The following is a 17,770-nucleotide window of genomic DNA, read 5'->3' on the forward strand; positions in this document are numbered from 1 at the left end:
CCCCAGTATAGGCCTCCTCCACCGCCACCATACTCACAGCCCATACCAACCCCCCCCACCACAGCCACCCCCCCCAAGGCAGGTACCAGTTACTAGGCCTATAACTCAGCAGCGAGAATTGAGGAGTTAACACCGAGTTTGAGTAAGCTTGTGCTTTACCTAGGCGTACCACTGGCATTAATAGCCATTGTTTTCGTAATAACTGCCATAGCCCTATTCCCCCCCACAACAAGTGATGCCTACGTTCCATACTCATCAATAGCCTTCATGCGTCCCTAATAACGGTGGCCGCCGCATTGATAGTAAGCTTCATAGCCATGTACCAAATAGCCATGGGCCTTGATAGGAGGTTCGAATACCTAATAAGGATGGTAAGGCAGCAATCATCCACTGCCCAGACCGTAACAACCACACCAACAACCCCGCAATACCTGCCTCAACCACAGCAAAGCCCCCCCGAAAGAATACTGGCGCCTCCACCGAGACCACCGCAGGTAAAGCCACAGCAGGTTCAGCAACCTCAACAGCAGGCTACGCAGGAGGAAGGCGTTAGTGAGGAGCAGCAACAGCAGGAAGGTTCTGAGGAGGGGGGGCTTAATGAGGAGTGAGGTTAAAGTTCGAGACCTCATTAATTAATTCATTCTCATTAACAATCACGTACTTACCAAAATAATCCTCAAAGATTTTCGCTAACCTGGCTTCCCTGAATCTGCGATCCATGAGTATTATCAAGGCCCTATCACTCTCCGACCTAAACGCCCTACCAACTGCCTGCTTAATCCTAACAATGGCGGGCCATTGGTAAGTCAGCTCCCAAGCCAGCTTCCTATCATTAAGCCTGGCCGCAAGTATCTCCATGACATCATCCAGATAATCATTCGGTTCTGGGTATGGAACGCCAACGATTATTATAAGGCCGAGCAAGTTTTCGGTCCCGAGCCTATACTCAACCCCCTCAACGAGTTTTCCACCTGCTACGGCCATTATCAACCTTTTACGGTCATTCCTTAAATCCTTAATTAAATCATCGATTGAGGTACTACCGAGCTCCATTATGTACTTAACTCCTGGATTTAGGTACTTCCTAACGGACTTAAGTACTGTGTATGATGGGAATATTGATAATATGGCCTTATCAAGTGCGTATGCCTGGTAAATCCTGCTTAGCACATTGGCTATCTTCGCATACTCCTCCTCATCCCTCTCCACGTATCTTGTGGTTACGCCATCATAAATCAGTACGCCGTAGTTCTCAGGCCTTACGTAATCCCTAAAGCCAATCCTGTACTCCACAATACCCCTACTTATGCCGAGCATGCTCATTACGTAATCCCTCGGTGGTAATGTACCGCTCATGAGAACCACACCATTTGCCTCATTAATCACGGGACTACTCACCACTGATGGGTCAATACACTTATAGACTAAGGATACGCCCTGCTCGTCCCTAGCGAGGAATACACCGAATCCACTTACCTTATTAAGTATGGCTCTGTGGAAATCTAATAGTCGGGAGAGTGGCGTGTATGGTATTGGCACGCCGGCACTTCTCTTTTTCCTAATTATTTCGTAATAGGAATCAGTTATTGCCTGGAAGTCCTCAAAGAATTGAAGAACATCCCCCAACTCTAGGGATACCATAGTCTCCTCCTCAAGTACCTTGCTTAGCTTGACCATGTATGTTTGAAGACCCCTCAATATCTTAATGGCCCTATTCCTCAACTCCTCATCATCAACCAACTTCTTAACCTCGGTAATTGACGCAATCACCGAGGTTAGGGGGGGCAAGTCAATACTATTCAACCCACTTATCGCATCCGGTAGGTTATGTGCCTCATCAATTATTAACACGGAATTCCTTATATCGATACTTACGGATTCAGGCCTATTAATACTGAAGATGTAGTAATACGTCATTATACCCACCTAGCCCTGTCCAGGTACATCCTAGAAATCTCATATGGACAGACATTAAGCTTGCATAGGGTTGATACGTACTCCTTCACATTGCCTACCTCATCCATTATGTGAAGCATTAAGTCGTTGAGATTAATCATCCTAATATTAAGGTAGTATGGGCACTCACCACTTGATCTTAGGAACTTGCACTCCTCAAGGAATTCCTCATACGGGAGCTTACGCGTACTAGTTAGGCAGCACATGTCTGGCCTATTCCTAATTACCACGAAATCAACATCAACACCCTTGTCTCTTAACTTACGTAACTCCCTAATTGGCGCCTGAGCCTCATTCTTGGTCCTGACGAGAAACAGCACCTTAACGCCACTCTCCTCTGCATAAGCCAATGATGCAGCCAGGGCACTCGCGGTCTTGCCGACGCCCGTAGCGCCTCAATAAGCGCCACCTTACCACTCGATAATGCATCGTATATGCTCTTGGCTATCTCCCATTGATACCTCCTAAATACGTCATACGGGAAGTACCTCCTAATTAGTGTCTCGATCCCCGACACTACTAAATCAAAATAATAAGGCGCTTCTTGATTTAAAAACCTATGATGCGGTTACTAATGAATTATCACCTAGGCAGGTTGATAAAGCGTTTTAAAGGCCAATAAAGCCATAACTATGAATAATGAGCAGCGTTAATGCATTATTAAATAGGTTGAAACCGACCAGGACGATATCAGGGGTAGTCCCAATCGCCATAATGGTCGAGCCCGTGGCATGCCCATTCAACTGCACATACTGCTGGCGGGAAGAAAACAAACACCCCAAAGAGTTACCTCCCAGACTCGCCTGTGGTTCTTAGGGCTGCTCCATTGAATTACGACCCATATAGACAAGTCGTGGCCAGGATAAAGCAGTACGAGGCTCTCCACCACCCAGTATCCAAGGTTGAGTTAATAATAATGGGTGGTACGGTAACGTCACTACCCGAATCATACCTAACGTGGTTCATCGGCAATGCGTTCAAGGCCATTAATGACTACCCCCCCTTCATAAATTCAGGATCCGTGGATAACCCGGACATTGAGTATGAGCATAGGCGTAATGAGAAGGCCAGGATTAGGGTCGTAGCCCTTGAACTTGAGACGAGGCCTGACTTTGCGAGGCCAAGGCATATAGACCTAATGCTTAGGCTTGGATTTACGAGGGTCGAGATTGGCGTTCAATCGATATATGATGATGTCCTAAGGAGGGTTAAGAGGGGGTCACGGTGTTAAGGAGATTATTGAGGCAACGCAGTACCTAAAGGATGCTGCCTACAAGGTCTGCTACCACATAATGCCTGGACTCCCTGGCTCAACGCCAGATAGGGATCTTGAGATGGTCAAGACGATATTCAGTGACCCAAGCTTCATGCCCGACTGCGTTAAGGTTTACCCAACCTTTGTTGTTAAGGACACGGAATTATACGAGGAGTGGTTAAAGGGCCTATATAGGAGCTATGATGAGGAGACCTGGCATTGGTTATTGGCTAACATCATGGCATCAATACCCAGGTGGGTCAGGGTTATGAGGTTCGGCAGGGACATACCACTTCACTGGGTTGTTGACGGCCCGAAGATAGGCAATATGAGGGAGGTCGTGCTTAGTGACATGGAGAGGCTAGGCCTTAAATGCGTGGAGATTAGGTGCCGTGAGGTTGGCCATAAGTACGTAAAGAAGGGCCTAGTGCCAATGCCCAGGAAATTAATGATTAATAGAATTGATTATGAAGCATCCGGTGGTCATGAGGTCTTCCTGGAGGCGATCGATGATGACGACACACTCTATGGAATACTGAGACTTAGGATACCAAGTAGTAATGCGCATAGGCCTGAGATTAGGATTGGTAGGGCAGCCCTAATTAGGGAGTTGCATGTTTATGGGCCTGAGCTACCAGTTGGTAGTAGGGCGACGGACCTATTCTGGTGGCAGCACCGTGGTATTGGTAGGGCGTTGATGGCGAGGGCTGAGCACATAGCTCTTGAGGAGTTCAATGCCTATAGGATGTTCGTTATATCGGGCGTGGGCGTTAGAGAATACTATAGGAGACTTGGTTATAGGAAGTACCCAGGTAGCTTCTACATGTTTAAGGACCTTAGGAGATCAATATTGAGTGAGAACGATATAAACGAGGTGTTCTTAAGCAGCGAAAACCTGATAACGGGTTGATATGGACAAAATTAGGCTATCGTTGGCTCAAACCAGGAGGTTTGGTAATTATAATGACGGTATTACGTGGCTGAAATCCCAGGTCAGGGGGGGTCTTAACACAGACCTAATAGTATTACCGGAAAATTGGGTTGGTACGAGGGTACTCAGCAATGAGGAGTTTAATGAGTATGTAGAGATGCTTAAGGCCATTGCTAAGGATATTAATGCCTTGATAATTGGCGGCGCCGTCTACGTTAATATTAACGGAAAAAACGTGAGTGTATGCCCCCCCATGGTTAGTGGGAGGGGGGGCCTAATTAATTACTCAGAGAAGGTATACCCGTCAAGAGCAACCGGCGAGAGGGTAGAGATAAGTGGCGGTACTAGGCTTGGAATTGTTGAGGTTAACGGCTGGCGCGTTGGCTGCATCATATGCGTTGATGCAATGTATCCAGAATTAACCAGGCTATTAGCTAAGCACGGAGTAGACCTAATAGTTAACCCCAGTAGTATAAGCGTTGATAGGGTGTCCCTATGGAGGAGTTTAGGCTTAATTAGGGCCTTTGAGAACTCCGCATACTTCGCATCAGCCATGGGCACGGGGGGGTATAAGTACCCGGATGGCCGCGACGTACTTGGCGGAAGCTTTGCGGCATCACCAAATGGTGAGTTCGTATTAACGGTCGACTTGGTGCTGAGGGTTTATTCACGACGGTGATTAATTACAACGAAATAAAGTATGCACGTTCCAGGAGGGGGGGTTACGTTGATGATCTCAGGAATAACGCCTTAATAAGCAGTATTTTAGTGAGCATTACTAATGCTTAAGTTATCGCCCTAGCAACGTCTTGACTTACAACGCCCTTCTTCATCAACGTCCTTATCAACTGCCTAAAGGCAACGAGCCTCTGAATGTTGTTCGCACCCTCGTAAATCTCCGTTATCTTAACATCCCTAAGGAACCTCTCAATGCCGGTCTCATGAATAACGCCGACACCTCCATGAATATCTATTGCCCTGGAGATTATCCTTTCGGCGGTCTCTGTTGCGTAGAACTTCGCGAGACTAGCCACGTACTTAAACTCCTCCCTACCCTGATCAGCTAGGTAAGCTGCTAAATACACTAAATACCTGGCAGTCATTAACTCCGCCATCATCTCGGCAAGGCTGAATTGAATGGCTTCAAAACTAGCGAGGTATTGGCCAAAGGCCGTGCGCTGTAGTGAGTATTGGAATGCCTTCTCAAAGGCCGCCTGCGCCATTCCAAGTGCCTGGGCCGCAACCCCCCCAACTCTGGTCCTGTCGTAGGTCTCCATGGCTATTATAAAGCCCATGCCAACCTCACCAACCCTATTCTCATCAGGAACCTCGACATCATCCAGTATGACCTCCATTGCATGACTGCCCCTCAAACCCCTCTTCTCAAACTTGGCACCAATCTTGAGGCCGGGCGTGCCTTTCTCGACTATGAAGGCTGTTATTCCAAACCAACGCCTATTAGGCTGTGGCTCACTGGTCCTTGCAAAGACCATTATATAGTCAGCAATGTCAGCATTACTAATGAAAATCTTCCTACCATTAATAACCCACTTATCACCCTTTTTAACGGCCTTCGTCTGTATACCAGCAACGTCACTACCGCAGCATGGCTCCGTCATTGCGTGGGCACCAAAGGCCTCACCCCCCCTAGCTATTGGTGGTATGTACCTCCTCTTTAGCTCATCACTGCCAAATAAGAGTAGTGGTATTGCGAATAGGTCATTGGTGCCGCGGATGACCGCGAGAGGCGGCGCCACCCTACTCAACTCCTCCATTAATATAACGGCCGATATCGTATCGCCACCCTGCCCGCCAAGGCTCTCATCAATGCCGATGCCCCATAAACCCTGCTCACCAAGCTTCCTCAATACATCTCTAGGCACCTCATCCTTATCATCAAACTCAAGCGCATGCGGTGCAACCTCCCTCTCAAGAAACTCCCTGATGCTCTTCCTCAGCATTTCATGTTCTGGCTTAAATATTAATTGATAGTCCTGGAGACTATCGAGTGGGAATACCATATGAAAATCAACAATGACCTTACTTTATAAGTTATCTCAGAATATAGATTTAATAGGTCTGGACACTTACGTAAATTATGATGGAGCTTAAACTCGGTAAAGATGAAATCCTCGAGAACTATAGGGATGAATTAACGGATGCCGAGATCTACGCAGCATTAGCCAGGGTAGAGAGCAATGATAAATTAAGGGAGGAGTTGCTAAAGCTGTCTCAGTACGAGGTTAGTCATGCGGAGTTTTGGAAATTCATTGCGAAGCAGGCGGGTATTGATGTTGGTGGGATTAAGCCGTCGAGGTTCTCGGTGACGTTCTCGGTATTAATTAGGAGATTATTTGGTCTTGGCTTTCTCGTGAAGTTGAGGGAGAGTGCTGAGGTTGAGGCTATAAAGAGGTACGGTGAGATGGTTAGGAGAAAGGCGCTTGGGCCGTATACCGATAGGCTCAGGGAGATATTACTTGATGAGGTTTCCCATGAGGAGGTATTTAAGGAGGAGGAGTCGAGGTTCGAGGCTTTCATCGATAATATTAGGGATGCCATGTACGGAATGAGTGATGGGCTGGTGGAGGTACTGGCGGCGGTAGCGGCTTGGCGCCCGTCGTCGCCAACCCCCCCATGCTCATAACACTAGCCGGTTTAATAGTTGGTACTGCGGGCACGCTTTCAATGGCTGTGGGCGCCTACATGTCAACAAAGGCCCAGAGGGACATTAGGGAAACCATGCTGTCGAAAATAGACATAGAGCTTGAGAACCTCAACATGGAGGATAGGACGAAGAGGGTTAAGGATGCCCTAAATAAGATGGGCATTGATGAGAAGACAGCCAGCGAGATAGCCCCCCCTAGCCTATCGACAGACATAAACATTAGTAAGAAAATAACTGAGGTGAGTGAGGTGGGACTGTCGGAGGAGGCCCTTGAAAGCCTGGAAGGTCAGCCCTATACACGGGCATATTTTACCTAATAGGCGCATTACTCGTCATCGCGCCATTCCCACTGCTCGGCCACGTAATTGGGAATGTAGGCTCATTATACGTATCAATAGTGCTCGTGGCCCTTGCACAAGCCATAAGCGGTCTATTAACGGCAATATCAGGGAGTGGCCGCATAGCCCATATAATGGCCATGAACATAGCGCTATCCCTAGGTGCAGCCGCAGCCACATACACAATAGGCACGATAGCGCATCAAATACTGCATATAGCAATAACCTAACTAGGTGTGCATGGATTCCTAAAAAGCCTCCCTAACTCATCCCTAAAGCACCAAATGCCATTGTCGCGTCAATAATCACTATGCCTAACTCTGTCAAAGCCTTATCGCTAAGGAGTACGTAATCCACAGACTCAGAAACAATGGGCGTCAACCTAATGATGGGCGCATCTCTATCATCAACCAATACCTTAACGTTGATACTCTCCCTAAAACGATATATTGGAGGCGATCCCTGAAGCCGTACGAATGGCGTAAGCCTCAGCATCACCACCCGATAAGTTAAGCCCAAGCCTCTGGGCAGCATCAATAGGGATTAATACATCAGGGCCTAAACCTTCAAACCCAGTATTGGCTAGGGCACAAGTAATGACTTCATTATTTCCTCTTCTCATTACGATCCTTAACCAGGTGGTCATCCCTCCTCAAGCCCCCCCTAATATACTCATCATAAGTCCCTAAATAAGCAATATACCTAATATAACCAACGAAGCCCTTAACCTCAAGCTTGGGAAGCTCCTTCTTACTACTCATCTGCTGCACCAAGATAGTACTAAATGAGGATATTTAAAAGCTGACTCATTTCCTAGGTCAGGGATTTAAACACCCCTGTGTATAATGCACAGAGGTGAGTATTTCATGTTATTCGACATAGAGCCGAAAACGAGGAGAGAAGACCTCTTTAGCAGAGACAATGAGGTGGATAGCATCCTAAACTTCATAAAGGGTAGGTCAAGGTTCCTTGCGATATACGGAATTAGGCGTGTCGGTAAGACATCGGTGCTGAGGGTTGCCTTAAATGAATCAAACATACCGTATTGCTACATTGACGCTAGGGCTCTCGAGAATGACTTCACGAAAAGGAGGTTCTATCAACTATTATCGAATTGCCTAACTGAGTTATCCATTAAGTGGCGCCTTGAGAATGTCATTAGGAATATTGCGAAGATTATTCGAGGCATAAGCATATTCGGTAGCGGCATTGAACTTAATATTGAGGTTGATTGGAGGAGCATCTACCTAACAGACTTACTAAACGCCTTATCCAAGAACCTAGACCAAATAGTGATCGCGATAGACGAGGCCCAAACACTTAGGATGTTAAAGGGGGGGTTTGGCAAGATTGACCTCACGCAGATACTCGCCTACACATACGATAACCTAAGCAATATTAAGGTGATATTAACAGGCTCTGAAGTTGGTCTGTTACACGATTTCCTAGGTCTCGAAAACCCCAAGTCACCACTTTACGGAAGATTCATCGAGGAACTAACGATAACCCCATTCAACAGAGACGCATCAATTCAATTCTTAATAACAGGCTTTAGGCAATACGGAATCGAGATAACAATGAGCGAAATACTCGACGCAGTCGATAAGCTCGATGGCATTGTGGGGTGGTTAACGTACTACGGCAATGCCAGGGTACGCGGAATAACAAACATTGATGAGATTTACAGGAGGGCTATGGAACTCGTCAATGAAGAATTAAGGTCATTATTAAGTAGGTCCACGTACTATGGATTAGCACTTGAAGCAATAGCCAGAGGTAAGAAGCAATTCGGCGAAATCAGGGAATACATAACACTAAAACTCAATAAATACGTGGCACCAAGCGAAATCGAGAGAGTATTAAACAACCTCATGAAAATGAACATAATAAGTAGAGTCTCACACGGCGAATACGAGATAGCGGACCCAATAATAAGGATGAAATTCAGCCAGATTTAACTACGACTCGCCATGAAAGCCGTAACTAGGTATTAAATGGCGTTCTATAGTTTTGCTTCCTCGCCTCATACTCCTCAAGATCCTTCTTTACCCTCTCATACGTGAACCTGCTAATCCTACCCTCTATACGCCTCCTCAATCACACGCTTACTCTTCTCCTCAAGCCTATCAATGATTGGTATCCTAACACCCTTCTCCCTGGCAACCATTAAGGACTTCGGATAGCCAGCGTGGGCATGCCTAACAATGCCTGATCCAGGGTCTACAGTGAAGACCCTGAGAGCCTTCTCCTCAGCGAGCTCAGTACCATCAACAACCATGCCAAAACCAGCGTGGATGGCGTAACCGATACCGACACCACCACCGTGGTGGAAGCAAGTCCAGGTTGCGCCAGCAGCAGTGTTTAGCGCGTAGTTCAGTATTGGCCAGTCTCCAATTGCGTCTGAGCCGTCGAGCATTCCCTCGGTCTCCCTATAGGGTGAAGCGACTGATCCACTATCCAGGTGGTCTCTGCCGAACCATATTGGCCCACTCAGCTCGCCCTTCCTGACCATTTCGCTAACGATCTTGCCGAACAATGCCCTCTCCCCCCCATAGCCTAGGTAAACTACCCTGGCGGGTAGTCCCTGGAACTTCACGTACTGGTGAGCGTTCTTAATCCACCTGACCAGCCTTGGGTTCTTTTTCTCGAAAAGCGTTATTAATACGTCATCCAGCTTGTATATGTCGTTTGGGTCACCGACTAGGCTCGTCCACCTGAATGGTCCACGGCCCTCCTCAAATAACGGCCTCATGTACTCCATCTGTCCCGGTATCTTGAATGCGTCCTCAACGCCGGCATCATATGCCTGCTTCCTGAGGTTGTTGCCGTACTCGAAGGTCACGGCGCCCCCCTAGCCTGTAACTGGAGCATTAATTGCACGTGCTTCTTCATAGTCTCCTTAGCCAGTAGCATGTACTTCTCGGGATCACTCTTCCTCAACTGCTCAGCCTGCTCTACAGTAAATCCCTGGGGGGGTACATAGGACAATGGGTCGTGGGCAGGGGGGGTCTGGTCTGTTAGTATGTCGGGAACTATGTTCTCCTTAACCAACTTCTCGAGTAGATCCACGGCATTGGCGAGAACACCAATACTTGTTGCCTGCCGCCTCTCCTTGGCATCGAGTGCCATGTCTATGGCCTTGTCTAAGTTGTCTGTCCACGTGTCGAGGTAGCCGGTGTCTATCATCCTCTGTATCATCCTCTTATCAACATCCGCTATCAAAGCCACACCACCAAGCATCTTAATGGCCAGCGGCTGTGCGCCACCCATGTTACCGAGTCCAGCACTAACCACTAATCTGCCCTCTAGCGAGCCGCCGAAGTGCCTATCTGCGGCTGCCCCCCCAATTGTTTCGTAGGTTCCTTGGAGAATACCCTGGGTGCCGATGTAAGCCCAGCAGCCGGCAGTCATCTGGTGGAAGCTTATCAATCCCTTGGCCTCGAGCTCCCAGAATATCTTCCAATCAGCCCACTTGGGGACGAGCATGGCATTGCTCATTAAGACCCTCGGCGCTTGCCTTCCAAGTCTCCAAATGGCCACGGGCTGGCCACTCTGTATCACCAGCGTGTCCTCACTATCCATCGTGAGTAGGGAATCCACGATAGCCTCGAAGTCATCCCACGAGCGGGCAGCCTTACCCGTACCACCATAGACAATTAGGTTCTTTGGATCCTTAGCAACCGCGGGATCAAGCACATGGAAGAGCATCCGTAGTGGGCCCTCAAGCTGCCAGTCACGGCTATGTACATGAAGTTCTGTGCCGGTGATGGCGTGAACGGTCCTGGTCTCAGGATCATAATAACCAGCCGAGATCAACTCCTCAATGGGTCTACCTCTATATTTTTGAGGGACGGACATAATGTCTCGAATTATTTTATACCATGTTTCTTTAAAGTTTTATCTATTTAATATCCTTTTATATTAATTTAATATTATTGAAAAGAATAATATATTGAAAATTAATACTATAAAATATATCATTTTTACTTAATATATACGTTTTAATATTTATACTGAGAACAAGCCTAACTTGGCTATGGTCTCCGGTCTCCTTCTCTTCTCAATATAATATGCTACTATGCCCAAGGCTATCCATATAAATGCCGCATAGGGTGCGTAGGTTATCGGTGGAGGTGGTGCTGGGTATATTGAGAATACTATGAATGTTATTAAGGCACCAACTACTATAGCTGGTACTATTATATGCTTAACTATGCCAAAACCACCATATTTATGCCTATATCTCGCTATGCCTACTGCCGCTAATAAATGATTTAATGCCATGAATACGGCATTAAAGGTTATTAACCATACACCACCCATAATGGGCCTAGAGCTAATCCTGCAGCTATGGCAACTATGGCATTTAGTATTGCTAGGAATATTATAGCATCTCCAGGTACTCCATATTTATTAATCCTAACGAAACGCCTTGGGAATATGACACCATCTCTCGCCAAACCAAATGCCATCCTAACCTCATTATTGAAGAAGGCTAATGCGGATGAGTTAAAACTATTTATAACAAAGGCTATTAATAAGGCCGCACCAACAATTCCTAAGTACTTTTCATAAATTATAACGCCGGGATCAGGCAGTTGTGAATACTGCGACATATTACTTACACCATATATAATCTCTTGCGCATAGCCATTTAATATTATGGTCACACCAAGTATTATAGCTATGGCTGCTAAGGCTCTAGGTACGTTACGTTTAGGATCTTTAGTTTCTTCAGCCAAAGGAATTACTTGATTCATACCTCCGAAGGTGGTTATGCCAAATATCATAGTTGTTAAAATTAAGGTCCAATTATTATTAACGGGCTCTGCGGTGAACGGCAGTATACTATTCTTAGGACCTGCCATTGCTATTAATATTAACGCTGTTATTATTAAGAAGGGAACTTCCATGTAAAGGCCTGTATAGAGTATGTATCTATTCGATGGTTTTACCCCTAAGTAAGCCAATGCCGACGTCTCTATTATAATGATTAATGCTATTGGTATCCAAAGCCATGAAGGTGCCTTAGGTATGAGAAGGTAGATAAATGATGATAGTCCAAGTACTGCGAATCCCACGGAGCCCGTTAAATAATAAGCCCAATACGTCCAGCCAGCAAAGTACGCAGCTAATGTACTATTGAATCCTTTTCTTTGTATTACTGTCCAAGAATGAGCAGCAGCAACGTCCTTGGACCAGTCATAAATAACTACGGTCATAGCAACATAAATTAACCAGGCCAATAAGATATCAAGCATCATAGACCCGCCGACAAGTCCGGCAAGGCTAGTAAAATACAACGCGGTTACAGCAGCTGGTCCATTGGCACCAAGAGCGCCCGCTAAGGCTTCCCACATACTTAATACAGGCTTTAGCTGTGGGATTTCGGAATTATTTTGACTTGTTACCATGAAATAACTTATTTTTAATAGAAATTTAAAGTTTTACCTTAAAAAATTCATTGACTTTAATTATTATAAACTATATATTTAAGATTTAGATAAAATTTTAAAATAAATTATAGATTAAGAATTAGTAAAATAAAATTAATTTTTTAAATTAATCCAAGTATAATAGGTATAAATTAAATTAATAATATGTCTTCAAAAACTATTCATTTTCATAATTTTTATGCTTATAATACTTATTTTCTTTAACGATTCTAATCACGTTATCTATATGCCGTATATTCATTAGTGATAGGTCTCCTATTGGATAGTGAGTGAGGCGTAAGTAGTACGATGAATATGTTAATATCGTACTTACTAGAGAGTGACGAAACATAATTATACCGACTGGGCACTAATTAAGCGTCGGTCAAGGCGCCACTTGCCGCAGCCGCGCCATCAGTCTTAACGGATAGGCCCATCCAGCACCGGCCGCATATGGTGCCTACTTTAGGAACGTAGCAGCCACGAATGGCAGTATCACCAGTTCCACCACTGCGAATAGTACTATTATTGAGGCAATAGTGGCTGGCACTATAGATGGGGGCTCCTATCGCGGCGGCTGTGGCTATGGCCGCAGATACACCGCATATACTAACACCTGACGCGAGTGTTGCTGTCCATTTAATGTCGAGCTTAAATACCTTATGTGATATTAAGTATGAGATTGGCCAGTAAATTAAGTAGGCGGCAATTATCGCTATTAATGACCTCTCAACGAGACCAACGGCCAATGATATGTATCTAAGGGATGAGGCACCAACTAGGCTCCGAGGAGGACTATTGCAGTCTTTATGTACCACTCAGTCCTGGCCCCCCCTGTTTCCAGGACTGCCGGTAGCTTCTTGTAAAATATTACATTGAATATGAATAGGCCCACGAGTAGTAGGTAGATTAATATGCCGTCTGCTCCCACGGGTATTGACCAGGTAATGTAAAGCTTCGCGTATTGATCAGGCGTAGCGTTGAAGTAAGCGTATCCAAAGAGCCACCAGAAGCCAAAGGTTAGTATGAACATTATTGTGAAGCCGGCCATAAACCTCTTGACGTTATGGCCCATTAACCATGCCGCGAATGTTAAAATTGCTAATAGGAATAGGTAGAAGAGGAGAACACTAAGTAATGGGCTTAGGCCCAGATATGCCTTGGTCATTGTTAATACCTGCCCAACAATTATAATACTTTTTGATGGGTCCAGCCACGGTGCTGAGACCCTAGGCGCCCAACCAAGGAGGTAAATACCATAATAACCAGGTAGTGATAGAAAGAATATAAGGAGACCAATCCACAGCGCCCACCAATCCTCCTTCTTCCATAGTGATGACCAGTCAATCTTTGCCGTTACCTGGGTCGCCATACTTATCGAGACTTAATCGTAAATGTCAAAAATAAGACTTATTGCACTTCCTATAATATTTATACGTGGAATAATATTTAAAAATTATATCTAGATTAACTAAATTATTGATAAAAATTCTTAGAATTATAATAATAAATATGAATTAATTATAAGGAAGTTAAGAATATTTAGGAATATGCTTTAGGCATTATTTATTTTAACTTGGTAGAAATACTTTTATAGAAGTAATTATTTAGTTTATTGTGAAGACCCTAGTTAAGGTTACTAGGAATTTTCAGGTTACGATACCCGCGGGCATTAGGGAGAGGCTTGGTATTAAGGTTGGTGATCTACTGAGTGTTGAGGTTGATGGTGATCGTATTATTCTTAGGAAGGTTGTTCAGGAGATACCAATGATTAGGTTGGGTAGGGATTTAACGATTGATGATATTAATAGGCTCATTGAGGAGGGTTTGATGAAGAATGTCGGAGGCAGTGATTGATACTAATGCGTTGATATTTTACATAGTTGAGGATTCGAGGGAGCATGCTAGGGCTGTCGAGGTTTTAAACAATCTGAATAAGTGGTTCCTACCTCACATTGTTATTTATGAGTTAGCTTGGTTTTTTAGGTCTGTCAATGTGCCGAGGGATCGTGCTATTGATATCTTAAGTAACCTAATTAATTATAGGAAGGTGGTTTTAGTATGTGATAATGACGTTATTAAATGGGTATTGCGTATAATGCGGGATGCTGGCTGGGGGGGCTTGGTAGTTTTAATGACCTGGTGATACTTGGAACTGCGTATGTACTTGGTAAGCCTTTATTCACGTTTGATGAGGAATTAAGGAGGAGGGCTAAGAGGGTGGGTGTTGAGGTTCTTGGGGGGGGTTTAGTTCGTGATGTAGTGCTTTTAATGCTATTGGCATTGCTTGATTTTTGTATGCGGTTTGTTAGGGGAGTCCATGTATAAGTTCATTAAGGATCCTGGCGATGTTAGGGTTGGCGAGGTCGTGAGGAGGGGGGGCTGGGTAAATGGCGATGTTGGCATTCTCGGTGTTCCCTGGGATGGGGGGGCAGTGGGTACGAGGCCTGGCTCTAGGCTTGCCCCTGCCAGGATTAGGTCCTGGCTTTACTCCTCGCCCTACATCTTCAAGGATGTTTCGATTGTTGATCTTGGTGATGTTGATGTGGTTGTTGGTGATCATAATGAGACTTGGCGTAGGGTTGAGGAGACTGTCAATGAGGCGTTAGGGCTTGTTAAGGAGTTGATCGTGATTGGTGGTGATAGTACTTCATCCTACGCCACGTTTAGGGGGGGTTTGAGGAGGGCGGTTAATGGTGGGTTAGCGTATATACTGCTTGATGCTCACCCTGATGTTAGGGTTGTTACTGAGGGTTTAACTAGTGGGCAAGTAATTAGGTGGATTAGGGATGTCGATCCTAATGCCTACATAGCCATAATCGGTGTCAGGACGCACTCAAATGCTCCTTACTTATTTAGTGAGGCTAGGAAATTGGGCGTCAATATATATACCATTGACCAGGTCGATTCCATGGGCGTTGATGCGTGATTAGCGAGGTCACGAACAACATTGGTGGCAGGACTACTCACATAAGCATTAACCTCGATGTTGTCGACCCAGCCTTCGCACCTGGCGTCAATAGTCCATCACCAGGCGGCTTCACATCAAGGGAGGTAATTAGGCTCATTCGTGAATTAAGCACTAGGTTAAGGCCTAGGGTTTTTGATGTTGTTGAGGTCACACCACCCTTTGATGTTAATGACGTGACGAGCATGCTCGCCTCTACGTTAATAATGAATGCCGTATGGATTGGTAAGGCGTGATTTTGAAGAAATTGAAAAATAATTTAATTTTAAAGTTATTGAATTACTTTATGTACTTCCTAAGCCTATTCTCTGCCTCCTCCCAATTTAATACGTTCCAAATGGCGTCTATGTAGCCATTCCTATTATTCTTATATTGTAGGTAATATGCATGTTCGAATTCGTCAACTATCAATAAAACTGGTAGCTCTGCGATGTGTTGGTTGTAGTGGTTTTCGAAGGTTGTGAATTCCAGGTTTCCGGTCTCTGGATCGTAGTATAGCACGGTCCATCCACAGCCTGGTAATGACCTCATGACCTCCGTGAACAGCGCCTTAAACTTATCGAAACTCCCAAATTGCTTATTTATTAGGTCGCCGAGATAGCCACCTGGTGTTCCTCCACCCTTTCCTGGTGGTGCCATTGAGTACCAATAAAGTGTGTGGAGTTTGTGACCGTTAACATTAAAGAATAGGTTCCTCAGTAGCCCCTGTATGTCGTAGCTTGTTACCTCCCCCCCCTTAATGATTTTCTCGAGCCTCTCGATGGTTGCGTTGGCACCGTTTACGTAGCCTTGTGATGCCCGTTATAGTGCACGTCAATTACCTGACCACTTATGTGGGGGGGTTCAAGGGCATTTATTGAATATGGTAGTGGTGGTAGTTCATATCTTTTGAAGAGTGTTGCTGGGAGACTCATCAAGCCTTGCGCGGGTTGGACTTATTAAATATTGTCTTTTCATTATTTTAGCTGGGTTGGTAAAGTGCTAATGATTATTCTATACATAATTGCTGGATTCTTCTCAGTACTTATTGGTGGTTGGCTCTTTACTAATGCAATGGAATATGTAAGTCATAGGTATAGGGTTGGGGCCTCCTTCGTTGGTGCCGTGTTATCGCCAATCCTCACATCACTCCCCCCCGAGCTTGTGGTATTCTTGGTTGCTCTCCTGATTTACGGTGGTGTGTCTGGCGAGGACGTTGCAGTGGGCACGGTGATTGGGGAACCCTTTGTGGTATCTACTATAATATACCCAATAATCTTCGTTATCGCCATCATCGGGTTTTACCTGCATTATAGGAGTGACATGGTTCTCGAGGTTGATAGGGTATTGATGATACCGTTTATCGTAGTCACCACGTTTTTCCCCACCGTTCTCCTACCAGCCTTTATAAATTCACCCCCCCTGGTTAGGTTAGTAATAGCGTTTCTTCTGCTTACGATTTACTTATTGTATATCTATGCGATGAGGGTTAGGCAGGGCTTAATTATTGAGGATTATGAGGGGCTTTACGTGCTTAAAGTCATCAAGTCATCAAGGCTTAATGAATGGCTTTTACTCATGGCTCAACTTGTTGTTTCGGTAGCACTGTTATTTATGGGCTCTAGGGCTATGGTTGAGGGAATAATTGACTTATCACGTAGTCTCATGCTTAATGTGATGGGCTTATCGATAATAATCGTGCCTACGGCTACGGTACTGCCTGAGTCAATAACCGCGGCGATATGGACCTTGAGGGGGCGTGATACTATGGCTATTGCCGCGTTAATTGGCGAGAAGGTTCTTTACTCAACCGTGTACCCAGCCATAGCCTTAATCGTCACTAGGTGGTCTTTGGATATTGAGGCTTTAATTAGTGTTATCGTGGTTGAGGCCGTATCCTCCGTAATGCTTTACCACGTAGTTAAGGGAAGACTTACATGGGATGTGGCGGTGATAGGGCTTCTTGGTTATATGATTTACGTGCTCATTTTCATGCGTGGTATCTAATGGCCGTGGATTATTATCGGCCCCCATAAGCAGCGCATCAAGGCCCATCAGCATCAATAGTTCGAGCGGTATTAGGTTTAGGAGTATCATTAGTGGTATTAACGAAAGATACTGGTTAAGTAATTCCTCAAGCTCCTCATCACTCATATTATTTATCTGGCTGATTATTCTTTCTGATAGACTTTTCAGCTTCTCATATGCCTTTTGAGCCTCTTCAAGGCCTGTTGGCGTTAAGT

The 17,770-nt window shown here is 45.2% G+C and carries 22 protein-coding genes and 4 pseudogenes; 13 read left to right on the plus strand and 13 right to left on the minus strand.

Annotated features, from left to right (window positions below; genetic code table 11):
* Positions 1 to 138 precede the first annotated feature (138 nt).
* Both JCM11217_RS12745 and JCM11217_RS12750 read left to right on the plus strand, forming a co-directional pair.
* A complete protein-coding gene (locus JCM11217_RS12745; protein WP_243678033.1) occupies positions 139 to 279 on the plus strand; it encodes a hypothetical protein in 141 nt (46 codons plus the stop codon).
* Between the two features lie 5 nt (positions 280 to 284).
* The gene (locus JCM11217_RS12750; protein WP_243678034.1) at positions 285 to 608 is read left to right on the plus strand and encodes a hypothetical protein; all 324 of its coding nucleotides are present in this window, start codon (positions 285 to 287) and stop codon (positions 606 to 608) included.
* On the opposite strand, the gene JCM11217_RS12755 is transcribed toward JCM11217_RS12750, so the two are convergent.
* The 3 genes and pseudogenes from JCM11217_RS12755 to JCM11217_RS12765 all read right to left on the minus strand — a co-directional run bounded on the left by JCM11217_RS12755 (position 595) and on the right by JCM11217_RS12765 (position 2,473).
* Positions 595 to 1,641 (minus strand): helicase C-terminal domain-containing protein, encoded by a 1,047-nt coding sequence (locus tag JCM11217_RS12755; RefSeq protein WP_243678220.1) that lies wholly within the window; start codon positions 1,639 to 1,641, stop codon positions 595 to 597. The two genes, JCM11217_RS12750 and JCM11217_RS12755, sit on opposite strands and share 14 nt — an antisense overlap.
* Before the next feature lie 204 nt (positions 1,642 to 1,845).
* Positions 1,846 to 2,276 (minus strand): annotated as a pseudogene (locus JCM11217_RS12760) (ATP-dependent DNA helicase); the annotation flags it as partial.
* Positions 2,213 to 2,473, minus strand: a complete 261-nt coding sequence (locus JCM11217_RS12765) for a hypothetical protein (protein ID WP_243678035.1) — start codon at positions 2,471 to 2,473, stop codon at positions 2,213 to 2,215. The pseudogene JCM11217_RS12760 and the gene JCM11217_RS12765, both read right to left, overlap by 64 nt.
* Before the next feature lie 122 nt (positions 2,474 to 2,595).
* Between JCM11217_RS12765 and JCM11217_RS01980 the strand changes: the two are divergent.
* Together JCM11217_RS01980 and JCM11217_RS01985 are read left to right on the plus strand one after the other, a co-directional pair.
* Positions 2,596 to 4,121: pseudogene (locus JCM11217_RS01980) on the plus strand (tRNA uridine(34) 5-carboxymethylaminomethyl modification radical SAM/GNAT enzyme Elp3).
* A 1-nt stretch (position 4,122) separates the two neighbouring features.
* Positions 4,123 to 4,821, plus strand: coding sequence for a carbon-nitrogen hydrolase family protein (locus JCM11217_RS01985; protein ID WP_243678036.1), 699 nt, complete (start codon positions 4,123 to 4,125; stop codon positions 4,819 to 4,821).
* 106 nt (positions 4,822 to 4,927) lie between these two features.
* On the opposite strand, the gene JCM11217_RS01990 is transcribed toward JCM11217_RS01985, so the two are convergent.
* The gene (locus JCM11217_RS01990; protein WP_054841910.1) at positions 4,928 to 6,163 is read right to left on the minus strand and encodes an acyl-CoA dehydrogenase family protein; all 1,236 of its coding nucleotides are present in this window, start codon (positions 6,161 to 6,163) and stop codon (positions 4,928 to 4,930) included.
* 77 nt (positions 6,164 to 6,240) lie between these two features.
* On the opposite strand from JCM11217_RS01990, the gene JCM11217_RS12770 reads away from it, so the two are divergent.
* From JCM11217_RS12770 to JCM11217_RS12780, 3 genes are all read left to right on the plus strand, one after another.
* A complete protein-coding gene (locus JCM11217_RS12770) occupies positions 6,241 to 6,786 on the plus strand; it encodes a VIT1/CCC1 family protein (RefSeq protein ID WP_243678037.1) in 546 nt (181 codons plus the stop codon).
* Positions 6,750 to 7,124 carry a VIT1/CCC1 transporter family protein gene (locus JCM11217_RS12775; RefSeq protein ID WP_243678038.1) on the plus strand — a complete coding sequence of 125 codons (375 nt, stop codon included), beginning with the start codon at positions 6,750 to 6,752 and terminating at the stop codon, positions 7,122 to 7,124. Before JCM11217_RS12770 ends, JCM11217_RS12775 begins: the two co-directional genes overlap by 37 nt.
* An 86-nt stretch (positions 7,125 to 7,210) precedes the next feature.
* Positions 7,211 to 7,375, plus strand: coding sequence for a hypothetical protein (locus tag JCM11217_RS12780; RefSeq protein WP_243678039.1), 165 nt, complete (start codon positions 7,211 to 7,213; stop codon positions 7,373 to 7,375).
* 31 nt (positions 7,376 to 7,406) lie between these two features.
* Here JCM11217_RS12780 and JCM11217_RS02000 read toward each other — a convergent pair whose 3' ends face one another.
* The gene (locus JCM11217_RS02000) at positions 7,407 to 7,640 is read right to left on the minus strand and encodes a hypothetical protein (protein WP_243678040.1); all 234 of its coding nucleotides are present in this window, start codon (positions 7,638 to 7,640) and stop codon (positions 7,407 to 7,409) included.
* A gap of 110 nt (positions 7,641 to 7,750) precedes the next feature.
* On the minus strand, positions 7,751 to 7,915 hold the full coding sequence (locus JCM11217_RS12785) for a hypothetical protein (protein ID WP_243678234.1): 165 nt from the start codon (positions 7,913 to 7,915) through the stop codon (positions 7,751 to 7,753).
* Positions 7,916 to 8,011: 96 nt separating this feature from the next.
* On the opposite strand from JCM11217_RS12785, the gene JCM11217_RS02005 reads away from it, so the two are divergent.
* The gene (locus tag JCM11217_RS02005; protein ID WP_243678041.1) at positions 8,012 to 9,103 is read left to right on the plus strand and encodes an ATP-binding protein; all 1,092 of its coding nucleotides are present in this window, start codon (positions 8,012 to 8,014) and stop codon (positions 9,101 to 9,103) included.
* Between the two features lie 116 nt (positions 9,104 to 9,219).
* Here JCM11217_RS02005 and JCM11217_RS12790 read toward each other — a convergent pair whose 3' ends face one another.
* The 6 genes from JCM11217_RS12790 to JCM11217_RS12805 all read right to left on the minus strand — a co-directional run bounded on the left by JCM11217_RS12790 (position 9,220) and on the right by JCM11217_RS12805 (position 13,952).
* Positions 9,220 to 9,987, minus strand: coding sequence for a hypothetical protein (locus JCM11217_RS12790; protein WP_243678042.1), 768 nt, complete (start codon positions 9,985 to 9,987; stop codon positions 9,220 to 9,222).
* Positions 9,984 to 11,003: a hypothetical protein gene (locus JCM11217_RS12795; RefSeq protein ID WP_243678043.1), complete on the minus strand. Its 1,020-nt coding sequence runs from the start codon at positions 11,001 to 11,003 to the stop codon at positions 9,984 to 9,986. Before JCM11217_RS12795 ends, JCM11217_RS12790 begins: the two co-directional genes overlap by 4 nt.
* Before the next feature lie 150 nt (positions 11,004 to 11,153).
* A complete protein-coding gene (locus tag JCM11217_RS02015; protein WP_054841913.1) occupies positions 11,154 to 11,468 on the minus strand; it encodes a hypothetical protein in 315 nt (104 codons plus the stop codon).
* Positions 11,450 to 12,559 (minus strand): APC family permease, encoded by a 1,110-nt coding sequence (locus JCM11217_RS02020; RefSeq protein WP_243678044.1) that lies wholly within the window; start codon positions 12,557 to 12,559, stop codon positions 11,450 to 11,452. Before JCM11217_RS02020 ends, JCM11217_RS02015 begins: the two co-directional genes overlap by 19 nt.
* A 395-nt stretch (positions 12,560 to 12,954) precedes the next feature.
* Entirely contained in the window at positions 12,955 to 13,398 is a 444-nt protein-coding gene (locus tag JCM11217_RS12800) for a putative sulfate exporter family transporter (protein ID WP_243678045.1), read from the minus strand.
* Entirely contained in the window at positions 13,359 to 13,952 is a 594-nt protein-coding gene (locus tag JCM11217_RS12805; RefSeq protein WP_243678046.1) for a hypothetical protein, read from the minus strand. The genes JCM11217_RS12800 and JCM11217_RS12805 overlap by 40 nt, the downstream gene beginning before the upstream one ends.
* 245 nt (positions 13,953 to 14,197) lie before the next feature.
* On the opposite strand from JCM11217_RS12805, the gene JCM11217_RS02030 reads away from it, so the two are divergent.
* From JCM11217_RS02030 to JCM11217_RS02040, 4 genes and pseudogenes are all read left to right on the plus strand, one after another.
* Positions 14,198 to 14,437, plus strand: a complete 240-nt coding sequence (locus tag JCM11217_RS02030) for an AbrB/MazE/SpoVT family DNA-binding domain-containing protein (RefSeq protein ID WP_054841915.1) — start codon at positions 14,198 to 14,200, stop codon at positions 14,435 to 14,437.
* Positions 14,418 to 14,726, plus strand: a complete 309-nt coding sequence (locus JCM11217_RS02035) for a PIN domain-containing protein (protein WP_243678047.1) — start codon at positions 14,418 to 14,420, stop codon at positions 14,724 to 14,726. The genes JCM11217_RS02030 and JCM11217_RS02035 overlap by 20 nt, the downstream gene beginning before the upstream one ends.
* Entirely contained in the window at positions 14,723 to 14,908 is a 186-nt protein-coding gene (locus JCM11217_RS12810; RefSeq protein ID WP_243678048.1) for a hypothetical protein, read from the plus strand. Before JCM11217_RS02035 ends, JCM11217_RS12810 begins: the two co-directional genes overlap by 4 nt.
* Positions 14,901 to 15,784 (plus strand): annotated as a pseudogene (locus JCM11217_RS02040) (arginase family protein). The gene JCM11217_RS12810 and the pseudogene JCM11217_RS02040 overlap by 8 nt, the downstream one beginning before the upstream one ends.
* A gap of 43 nt (positions 15,785 to 15,827) precedes the next feature.
* Here JCM11217_RS02040 and JCM11217_RS02045 read toward each other — a convergent pair.
* Positions 15,828 to 16,462, minus strand: a pseudogene (locus JCM11217_RS02045) (superoxide dismutase).
* A gap of 70 nt (positions 16,463 to 16,532) precedes the next feature.
* Between JCM11217_RS02045 and JCM11217_RS02050 the strand changes: the two are divergent.
* Positions 16,533 to 17,534: a sodium:proton exchanger gene (locus JCM11217_RS02050; RefSeq protein WP_054841916.1), complete on the plus strand. Its 1,002-nt coding sequence runs from the start codon at positions 16,533 to 16,535 to the stop codon at positions 17,532 to 17,534.
* Positions 17,535 to 17,770 lie beyond the last annotated feature (236 nt).

It is taken from the genome of Vulcanisaeta distributa JCM 11217 (assembly GCF_001316005.1).
GTDB lineage: Archaea > Thermoproteota > Thermoprotei > Thermoproteales > Thermocladiaceae > Vulcanisaeta > Vulcanisaeta distributa_B.

Excerpts from the sequence above, each read along its gene's own strand:
- JCM11217_RS12755 (WP_243678220.1), bottom strand. The coding sequence starts at position 1,641 with ATGGTATCCCTAGAGTTGGGGGATGTTCTTCAATTCTTTGAGGACTTC.
- JCM11217_RS01985 (WP_243678036.1), top strand. The coding sequence starts at position 4,123 with ATGGACAAAATTAGGCTATCGTTGGCTCAAACCAGGAGGTTTGGTAAT.
- JCM11217_RS01990 (WP_054841910.1), bottom strand. The coding sequence starts at position 6,163 with ATGGTATTCCCACTCGATAGTCTCCAGGACTATCAATTAATATTTAAG.
- JCM11217_RS12770 (WP_243678037.1), top strand. The coding sequence starts at position 6,241 with ATGATGGAGCTTAAACTCGGTAAAGATGAAATCCTCGAGAACTATAGG.
- JCM11217_RS02000 (WP_243678040.1), bottom strand. The coding sequence starts at position 7,640 with ATGCTGAGGCTTACGCCATTCGTACGGCTTCAGGGATCGCCTCCAATA.
- JCM11217_RS02005 (WP_243678041.1), top strand. The coding sequence starts at position 8,012 with ATGTTATTCGACATAGAGCCGAAAACGAGGAGAGAAGACCTCTTTAGC.
- JCM11217_RS12795 (WP_243678043.1), bottom strand. The coding sequence starts at position 11,003 with ATGTCCGTCCCTCAAAAATATAGAGGTAGACCCATTGAGGAGTTGATC.
- JCM11217_RS02015 (WP_054841913.1), bottom strand. The coding sequence starts at position 11,468 with ATGGGTGGTGTATGGTTAATAACCTTTAATGCCGTATTCATGGCATTA.
- JCM11217_RS02020 (WP_243678044.1), bottom strand. The coding sequence starts at position 12,559 with ATGGTAACAAGTCAAAATAATTCCGAAATCCCACAGCTAAAGCCTGTA.
- JCM11217_RS12805 (WP_243678046.1), bottom strand. The coding sequence starts at position 13,952 with ATGGCGACCCAGGTAACGGCAAAGATTGACTGGTCATCACTATGGAAG.
- JCM11217_RS02035 (WP_243678047.1), top strand. The coding sequence starts at position 14,418 with ATGTCGGAGGCAGTGATTGATACTAATGCGTTGATATTTTACATAGTT.
- JCM11217_RS02050 (WP_054841916.1), top strand. The coding sequence starts at position 16,533 with ATGATTATTCTATACATAATTGCTGGATTCTTCTCAGTACTTATTGGT.